The sequence below is a fragment of the Paenibacillus sp. N119s genome (assembly GCF_059447605.1).
Window position 1 is genome coordinate 1 of sequence record NZ_JCAJRU010000227.1, and the last position, 7,970, is coordinate 7,970.

General features: G+C 43.6%; 11 protein-coding genes and 1 pseudogene. All 12 read left to right on the plus strand.

Annotated elements, in window-relative coordinates; translation table 11 throughout:
• Positions 1–221: pseudogene (locus AC5V8P_RS20735) on the plus strand (major capsid protein); the annotation flags it as partial.
• A gap of 46 nt (positions 222–267) precedes the next feature.
• Positions 268–582 carry a Rho termination factor N-terminal domain-containing protein gene (locus tag AC5V8P_RS20740; protein WP_064795254.1) on the plus strand — a complete coding sequence of 105 codons (315 nt, stop codon included), beginning with the start codon at positions 268–270 and terminating at the stop codon, positions 580–582.
• A complete protein-coding gene (locus AC5V8P_RS20745; protein ID WP_064795253.1) occupies positions 542–916 on the plus strand; it encodes a phage head-tail connector protein in 375 nt (124 codons plus the stop codon). Before AC5V8P_RS20740 ends, AC5V8P_RS20745 begins: the two co-directional genes overlap by 41 nt.
• Positions 917–918: 2 nt before the next feature.
• Positions 919–1,290 carry a hypothetical protein gene (locus AC5V8P_RS20750; RefSeq protein WP_064795252.1) on the plus strand — a complete coding sequence of 124 codons (372 nt, stop codon included), beginning with the start codon at positions 919–921 and terminating at the stop codon, positions 1,288–1,290.
• Positions 1,287–1,685 carry an HK97 gp10 family phage protein gene (locus AC5V8P_RS20755; RefSeq protein ID WP_064795251.1) on the plus strand — a complete coding sequence of 133 codons (399 nt, stop codon included), beginning with the start codon at positions 1,287–1,289 and terminating at the stop codon, positions 1,683–1,685. Before AC5V8P_RS20750 ends, AC5V8P_RS20755 begins: the two co-directional genes overlap by 4 nt.
• Positions 1,686–1,689: 4 nt before the next feature.
• Positions 1,690–2,115: a phage tail terminator family protein gene (locus AC5V8P_RS20760; RefSeq protein WP_064795250.1), complete on the plus strand. Its 426-nt coding sequence runs from the start codon at positions 1,690–1,692 to the stop codon at positions 2,113–2,115.
• Positions 2,108–2,356 carry a hypothetical protein gene (locus AC5V8P_RS20765; protein WP_231116688.1) on the plus strand — a complete coding sequence of 83 codons (249 nt, stop codon included), beginning with the start codon at positions 2,108–2,110 and terminating at the stop codon, positions 2,354–2,356. The genes AC5V8P_RS20760 and AC5V8P_RS20765 overlap by 8 nt, the downstream gene beginning before the upstream one ends.
• A complete protein-coding gene (locus tag AC5V8P_RS20770) occupies positions 2,357–3,679 on the plus strand; it encodes a phage tail sheath family protein (protein ID WP_064795249.1) in 1,323 nt (440 codons plus the stop codon).
• A gap of 1 nt (position 3,680) precedes the next feature.
• Positions 3,681–4,154, plus strand: coding sequence for a phage tail tube protein (locus tag AC5V8P_RS20775; RefSeq protein WP_064795248.1), 474 nt, complete (start codon positions 3,681–3,683; stop codon positions 4,152–4,154).
• Positions 4,155–4,183: 29 nt separating this feature from the next.
• Positions 4,184–4,606 carry a phage tail assembly chaperone gene (locus AC5V8P_RS20780; protein WP_064795247.1) on the plus strand — a complete coding sequence of 141 codons (423 nt, stop codon included), beginning with the start codon at positions 4,184–4,186 and terminating at the stop codon, positions 4,604–4,606.
• Between the two features lie 232 nt (positions 4,607–4,838).
• Positions 4,839–5,489: a hypothetical protein gene (locus tag AC5V8P_RS20785; protein ID WP_064795246.1), complete on the plus strand. Its 651-nt coding sequence runs from the start codon at positions 4,839–4,841 to the stop codon at positions 5,487–5,489.
• A gap of 39 nt (positions 5,490–5,528) precedes the next feature.
• A complete protein-coding gene (locus AC5V8P_RS20790; RefSeq protein WP_064795245.1) occupies positions 5,529–7,880 on the plus strand; it encodes a hypothetical protein in 2,352 nt (783 codons plus the stop codon).
• Positions 7,881–7,970: the final 90 nt, after the last annotated feature.

Here is a 7,970-nt window from a genome sequence, read left to right on the forward strand (position 1 = left end):
TCCCAGCTAACACACTGGGCAATACGTGGTATGGTACTACACCTGAGGAAGCGGATTTGATGAGTGGTGGTACGGATGCTCAGGTGCAAATCGTCAATACAGGGGTGGCGGTAACAACATACAAAGAGCCGCATCCAGTAAACGTAAATACTATTGTTTCTGAAATCGTATTGCCTTCATTTGAACAAATGAACAACATCTTTATCGCTAAGGTCAACTAAGGGGAGACAATCGTCTCTCCTATTTATTTTGAGAGGAGTGAATAGAGTGAAAGTGACTCTTACAAATAGTGCAAAGTACGGCGGTGAATTTTACATCAAGGGTCAGGAAATCGAGGTAGATTCAAAACATGTGCCTGGATTGATCATTGATAGAGTTATTAGCCCTGATACGGAAGTGCCTGAAGAACCCGTCGAAACGGATGTCAACAAAATGAATCTAGCTCAGCTGAAGGATCACGCCGAACAAAACTCCATTGACCTAGCTGGCGCAACCAAAAAGGAAGACGTGCTTGCAGCCATTCTGAAAGCGGGTGAAGGAAATGGAACCGAACCGCAGGGAAGCGCTGCTGATCAAGCTTAAAATCCTACTTGGCATCCCAGTTACTGATACGAGTAAGGATGTACAACTTGGATTTTCTTTGGATTTTACCATTGACGGCATTAAGAACTACTGCAACATATCCGACATACCGGAGCAACTAGAAAATACGATGCTGCTGATCGCCAAGGACTATTACCTCAACCAGTTTGCAGAGCCTGCAACAGCTGGAGAAACAGAGCTAAATGTTCAAAGTGTCAAGCGCGGCGATGTGCAGTTTAATTTTGCCGCATATGCCAAGAAGGGCGTGGAGGGTACTGCTTTCATTAAGTCGTATGCCACGCAGCTCAACGCATTCCGTAGATTGAGGTGGTAGTCATGCAATTAGGTAATCCCGCAATAGAACGCAGGCTGCTTGAAATGACCTACACAGGTGTTTGTCGGGTAGAGGGACAGATAACCTACAAAGACCCGGTAACAGGCACTGAGAGACCACGCAAAGGCGTTATATTCGACAACCAGCCGTGTGCATTGTCCCAAGCATCCTTGCCGAGTGCTCAACAGACCGAAACAAACAACGATGTTGCGTATGATGGGAAACTGTTCATTGCTCCAGATATCGTTATTCCGTCTGGAAGCCGAATCTTTATTACACAGGACGGCATGAGCTATGAATTTCAGCAATCTGGCGAGCCCTTCATTTATCCAACACATCAGGAGATCAAGATGAAGCGGGTTGGTAAGGCATGAGCTTTGCTGAGTTTGATTTTAGTGAGTTCGAGCAGCTGGGAAAGAGCCTACGGAAGATGCAAGCTGATTACCCACAATTCGTAGAGAACTGCATAAGAGAGCTTGCCAGCAGGCTACTAGCTAAGACGGTGGCACGTACTCCTGTAGATACCGGGATGCTCCGGCGTAACTGGCAGCTTGGTCCTGTGGAGCGCGTAGGAGGCGGCTACAGCATCGAATTGTTTAACCCTATCGAATATGCGCCTTACGTGGAATACGGGCACCGTACCCGGCTACACACGGGCTGGGTGGAAGGTAGGTTCATGCTCACCATCTCTGAACGAGAGTTGGAGCGTGAATTGCCTGCACTCATGGAACGAAAGCTGAAACGATTTATGGAAGACCACCTGAGGTGATGCAATGGAAGATGTAAAAAACGGAATATTGAAGTACCTGAGCACCTTTCAAACGGGTGTCCCGGTGTACGACGAACGAATCGAGCAGGGTTTCAAGGAACCGTGCTTTTTTGTGCTGCTCATAAACGGCTCACAAGACCGCGAATTTGGGCGGCGTTACATGAGAGTGGGCAACTATGACATTCACTATTTCCCGGACCCTGACAATCCGGAGAAGCGGCGTGAATGCGAGACAGTGGCGGATCGGCTATACGAGGAAATGGAGTACATCCAATGGGAAGGCAGCCTGTACAGGGCGGTGGGGATGAAACACCAAACCGTCGATGATGTGCTGCATTTCTTCCTAGATGTGAATGTTCACCTTATGAAACCAAAGGGACCAGAAACAAAAATGAGAACTTTAAAACAGGAGGCTGGTATACGTGGCTGATACTGATAACCAAGAAACAGAAACCGGGGCAACGCCTGTTGTGGCACCTACGAAGAAAGAGACGGCAGCATCGTCAGCTTCGGTAGAACCCCGTTTTGGCAAAGAGCAATTTCAAGATTCACAGCAGTTTACACAGATTGAAAAAGATACACTAAGCGTCCTACTTGAAGACGGACAGAATTACACCATAAGTGAAGCTAAACGAGTTCTTACCGAATGGTTGAAGAAGGAGGTCGAGTAAATGGCCGGCACATGGGTTACACAGAATAAGGATCTACCTGGCGTATATACCAACGTTGTATCTGAGCCTAAACCGCTAGGCACATTAAGTGATCGTGGTACCGTCACCCTGCCGTTGACATTAAGCTGGGGGCCAGTAAAACAAATCATTACTATTGATGCTGGCGACGATATCGCAAAAGCGTTGGGATACGACATTACAGAGACAAGCCTCCTCCTGGTTAAGGAGGCTCTTAAGCGTGCCAAAACGTTGCTGGTTTACCGATTAAACGAAGGAACAAAGGCTACAGTCACAAGTGGCAATCTTGTCGCTACAGCGAAGTATGGAGGCGTGAGAGGCAATGATATTTCCATTGTAATTCAGGCTGACATTGATACGCCTTCTAGCTTCAACGTTCGCACCCTGGTTGAGGGCCGAGAGATGAATACTCAAAAGGTTACCAACATTGACGGGCTGGTTCCGAACGAGTGGGTGACATTCAAAGCATCTGCTACTGACAAAACGTTGGCAGCCACGGCGGGAGCTCCATTAGCTGGCGGGGCAAATGGCACTGTAACCAACGCTGATCATTCCGATTATATGGCAGCCATTGAGACCCAAGATTTCAACACCGTTGGAGTTCCTTACGATGACGCAACGCTTAAGCCTTTGTATACCACTTACGTTAATCGTTTGCGCGATGACGAGGGCAAAAATGTACAGGTGGTACTGCCAAACTACAGCGCGGCCGACAGCGAAGGAGTAATAAACGTCACGAACGGCGTTATTCTGTCAGACGGTACAGTGATCGACAAGGTTAAGGCAGTCGCTTGGGTAGCAGCAGCAACAGCGGCAGCAAACGTTAACCAGTCGCTTACTTACGCTGACTACGATGATGCAGTAGATGTGGACGTTAGGTTCACCAAACGAGAAGCGATTGCAGCTGTGCAAAGCGGTCAGTTCTTCTTCATCTTCGAGGGCGGTAAAGCTAAGGTACAAGAGGACATCAACACCTTTCGCAGTTTTACGCCTACCAAAAACAAATATTTTCGGAAAAATCGTGTTGTCCGCACGTTGGATGGCGTCAAGACTGATTTGCAAAGGGTGTTCGCAAGATCGTACATCGGTAAAGTTGATAATAACGCCGATGGACGAAATATTGTAAAGAAAGAAGCTATCTCGCTTTTCGAACTCAATCAGCAGATAGGAGCTATCGAGGAGTTTAATTCACAAACAGACGTGACAATCGTGCCCGGCACAGATAAAGATGCTATTTACGCTGAGTATTACGTTAAACCAGTAGACAGTATCGAAAAAATCTATCAGTTAGTGAGGGCGAGATAATATGACACAGTGGTTGCAAGCTAAGGATACTATTTCCGGCCAGCAGGGTCGATTGTACGCCACCATAAACGGTAGTGTGGAGGAAATGGCCTATTGCAAGAAATTCGAGGCAAAGATCGAGAAAAATATGACAGAAGTAAAAGTATTGGGCTACCTGGGGGATCAGAATAAAGCAAATGGTTGGAAGGGAACAGGCAACATGACTTTTTACTATGTGACCTCATTATTCAGACAAATGATGCTGGATTATGTGACCACAGGTAAAGATACCTATTTTGATCTGGTTGCTGTCAACGAAGACCCAACTTCCTCGATAGGTAAACAAACTGTGACGCTCAAGAATGTTAATATTAGCAGCATTATTATTGCTAAGTTGGATACTGAATCTCAGTTGTTGGACGAAGATTTGGACTTTACTTTTTCCGGGGTAGGATTGCAAGACAGCTTCACAAAACCTGTTTTGGGTGGTAACTAAAATAATCTAAATTAAGGGGATATTAATAAATGAGTCAATTTAGCGCGTTTTTCAAAGAAAATTCTTCAGTTGATATTACAGAAGAGGTTGTTGTTTCTGAAAGATTTAAAGATGAAGACGGGAAACCTATTCTTTGGAAGATCCAAGGTATTTCAGAAGAACGAAACAAAGCCATCAGAAAGTCTGCTACAAAAACAGAGAAAGGCAAAGGGGGAATGAAAATTCCTGAAATTGACCCAGACGATTACACCACTAAGCTAGTTTTAGAAAGCGTAGTTTATCCGAATCTGAAAGACGCTGAGTTGCAAGAGAACTATGGTGTTGTTGGGGCTGACAATTTGCTCAACAAAATGCTTTTGTCTGGTGAGTTCGCTACTTTGTTGGAAAAGGTGCAGGAGCTTAACGGTTACGATCAAGATATCAACAAGGTTATGGATGAAACAAAAAACTAATGGAGGAGGGCGATGCGGACGCAAACTTCGCATATTATGCCCTCCACAAATTACGTATATTGCCCCAGGACTTGATGAAAATGTCTGTTACTGAGCGTGGAGTCATATATCAAATGATTAAGGAACGTATCGAAAATGAGAAAAAAGAAGCGGCTAGACTAAATAAATGATTTACTCTTCCTGAGCGGGTTGATAGAATAATGGTAAAATATACCCACTCAGGAGGGTCATTATGTCTAATTACGGCGAGTGGCAAGAATCGAAAAAAGAGTATAAGAAGGAAAAACGCAAGGAGAGACAAAAGAGTCAGCTTAAAATGCTTAAATGGTTCGTTATTATAATTGTGCCTCTGCTTATTATTGTGGGAATTACAAAAGGGAAAGAAAATAGTAATGAATCAGTAAAACCCATGACGGAATCTGCTCAAATAAAGAAGGAGTTTGATTCGTTTAAAAAGCAAGTTCTAAGTGAAACTACACAAATGGTTGAGAGTGAAGCGAATTTTAATGAATTTGTTAAAGCTTATTCATCTGGCTCGTTTAGTCGAGTCGAAGCCTACGAAAACGTTAAAGAGTATCGGGATATAATTAATCAACATAGATCAAATTTAATAGCAATGAAGTTTGACGAAAGATTTCCCGAGAAACTTGGAACTCATTTAACGGAAGGAAAATCAAAGATTTTGGATGGAGTAGCTATGAAAGATTCTGCGCTAGCATCGTTGCTTGAATACTTGGATGAGGGTAAAACAAGTGAATTAGCTGAATATCGAGAAAATTCTCCTTTGTATTTAGTGGGAGTAAAGGCAGGTTTGCAGGAAATTAATGTAGTTGAAAAAATAGTAAATCCTAAAAAACAAAGTACAGGTAAAGCATCCAAATAGGGTGCTTTTTTTGTGCCTCTTTTTTGGAAAGGAGGGAAAATGGCTACTGTTCAATCGACGCTCCAATTATATGATAACTTTTCAAACAAACTAAATTCAGTAAATCAGGCTCTTCAAAATACAACACGGCAAATGGAACGGTTACAAACGGCTGCCCGTGCTAATATTCAAATAAACGTAAACGCGGCTAATGCAGTTAGTGAGTTGAATGCTGTACAACGAAGACTACAATCTTTATCCGATGGGAATGTGAGAATCAATCTTGATGCAGCCAATGCAATTCGAGAGTTGGAAGTCGTGCGAAACCATATAAGGCAAATGGGCTCAGGATCCGTCGTCAACATTGTGGTGAACTCGGCTGATATTTTACGTGAAATTACAGTTATACGTGACCGTATTCGCGGGATGTTTACAGCTTCTGTGGTCAACATAACAATTAATGCCGCTGATGCAATAGCGCAAGCTCGACGTATCCGGCAACAAATTGACAGCCAACTACGGAATATACAGGCCAGAATACGGATACAATTACCAGCATCGTTACAAGCAATGTTTGGCAATCTGCAAATGCTTGTATTGAGGCTCATTCGTGTTGTTCGGCAACTGAGAACAAGTAGCGGCGCAAACGCAGCATCGTTACAAGCCGCTTTAGCACGGATAGAAGCTTTGGAACAGAAGATAAACCAATTACAAGAAAGACTGAATCGACGTTTGCGTGAGGGTGGACGGGCTTCCGAGAGTATGTTGAGCAACCTCAGAAACATTGCAGCCGTTTACGTTTCTATTGCAGCGGCAAAGGCTCTATTTGAAAAGGTTATGAGCGGGGCGATGGATCAACAATCATTTATTGACACATTTTCCTCTCGAGCTGGTGATCTAAATCTAGGGAATGCTATTTATGATTCGATTACTAAACAAGCATTAAAGGCTGGGCAAGATGTAAATGAAGCATTGTCAGGAACGATGAAGTTTATGTCTAACACTATGGATCCTCAACAGTTAACAAAGTTGAATATGCTTTCTATGCGGCTTGCGAAGTTAAACCCTGCTGAAGGTTTAGAAGGGGCAGCTTTTAGTATGAAGGAACTCCTTTCGGGGGATTACACTTCCATCGTGGAAAGGTTCGACATAGGAAGAAGTACGATTAGGTCAAGTGATGCGTTGAAGGCTGGTAAGGCAGGAAATATTGATGAATTCATAAAGGGAATGGATAAACTCCTTAACCAACAGAATTTAACGCAAAAGGCATTTGACAAAATGTTAGAATCTCCAGCTGCAAAATGGAAGAAGGCAGTAAACACTTTTGAGTTTAGCCTATCTAAGGCAGGGATGCAGGCATTAAAAGCCTTTGAACCATTGTTCGATATGATAAACAACGGTTTCCAAAGCGGCAAGTTTGATCAATTTTTCGGCAGTATTCAAGCTGGCATGTCCATGATTGCAACAGCCACAACAAGCGTAGTTCAATTTCTTGTGAACAACTGGGATCTGGTGAAAAACACGTTACTAGTATTAGGTGTTGTAGCTGCCGCTGTAGCTGTTGGGTTTGCGATAGATTGGATTATAGCCGTTTGGCCATTAGCTCTAATTGTAGCTGCTATCATTGGTATTATAACGGTACTGAATAAATTCGGGATATCCACCGGGGAAGTTGTGGCTTTTGTTGTGGGGGTGTTTTATGCAATGTTTGCCCAACTAAACAACTGGATTGCTGGATTCTGGAATGTAATTTTAGATTTCGTAGAGTTCTTCGCAAATATTTTTATCGACCCAGTTTACGCAATCAAAAAGCTGTTTTATGACCTGTGGAATGATATCGGTAAGTATTTCGTAGATCTGATAAACAAGATGGTCGATGGCTTAAACTGGCTGATCGAAAAAACAAATTCGATTACCGGTTCTACCATTTCTGCGATCCAGTACATGAAGATGGCAGATGGTCCGCAAAAGCCGACTTCGGATAAAGATGTTATGGACTTTAGCAAGTACCGTATGCAATCAATGGATGTTCTCAAAGCATTCAATAATGGTAAGTCGATGGCTAACGACCTTACTAAATCCGTAAGCAATTTTTCTCTTAAAGGAACTGCCCAGCCTTATAAAGCTCCTAAGGCAGCAAAGCCAAACGGCGCTGGCGATGTTGGCAAGGTTGGTAAAGTGGGCAAAGTAGGCAAGATTGAAGACAAGGTAGATATCTCAAGCGAAGACCTCAAGGTAATGCGGGACATCGCAGAAATGAAGTCTATCCAAAACTTTGTTACTCTTACGCCTACGGTACAGGTCAAGACAGGCGACATCAACAACGGAGCTGATGTGGATACGATCATTAAGAAAATTGGCGACCATTTAGAAGAACAATTTGTTTCAACGGCACAGGGGGTGTACACCTAATGGAACACGCCATACTACTAAGCTACAACAACGGAGAAGAAGCATTCCGTATCCCGGTCAATCCGCCAGAAATGAGCATCAAAGAGGCTG

Coding starts and splice junctions, on each gene's coding strand:
- AC5V8P_RS20745 (WP_064795253.1), top strand. CDS start 542: ATGGAACCGAACCGCAGGGAAGCGCTGCTGATCAAGCTTAAAATCCTA.
- AC5V8P_RS20750 (WP_064795252.1), top strand. CDS start 919: ATGCAATTAGGTAATCCCGCAATAGAACGCAGGCTGCTTGAAATGACC.
- AC5V8P_RS20755 (WP_064795251.1), top strand. CDS start 1,287: ATGAGCTTTGCTGAGTTTGATTTTAGTGAGTTCGAGCAGCTGGGAAAG.
- AC5V8P_RS20760 (WP_064795250.1), top strand. CDS start 1,690: ATGGAAGATGTAAAAAACGGAATATTGAAGTACCTGAGCACCTTTCAA.
- AC5V8P_RS20770 (WP_064795249.1), top strand. CDS start 2,357: ATGGCCGGCACATGGGTTACACAGAATAAGGATCTACCTGGCGTATAT.
- AC5V8P_RS20775 (WP_064795248.1), top strand. CDS start 3,681: ATGACACAGTGGTTGCAAGCTAAGGATACTATTTCCGGCCAGCAGGGT.
- AC5V8P_RS20780 (WP_064795247.1), top strand. CDS start 4,184: ATGAGTCAATTTAGCGCGTTTTTCAAAGAAAATTCTTCAGTTGATATT.
- AC5V8P_RS20785 (WP_064795246.1), top strand. CDS start 4,839: ATGTCTAATTACGGCGAGTGGCAAGAATCGAAAAAAGAGTATAAGAAG.
- AC5V8P_RS20790 (WP_064795245.1), top strand. CDS start 5,529: ATGGCTACTGTTCAATCGACGCTCCAATTATATGATAACTTTTCAAAC.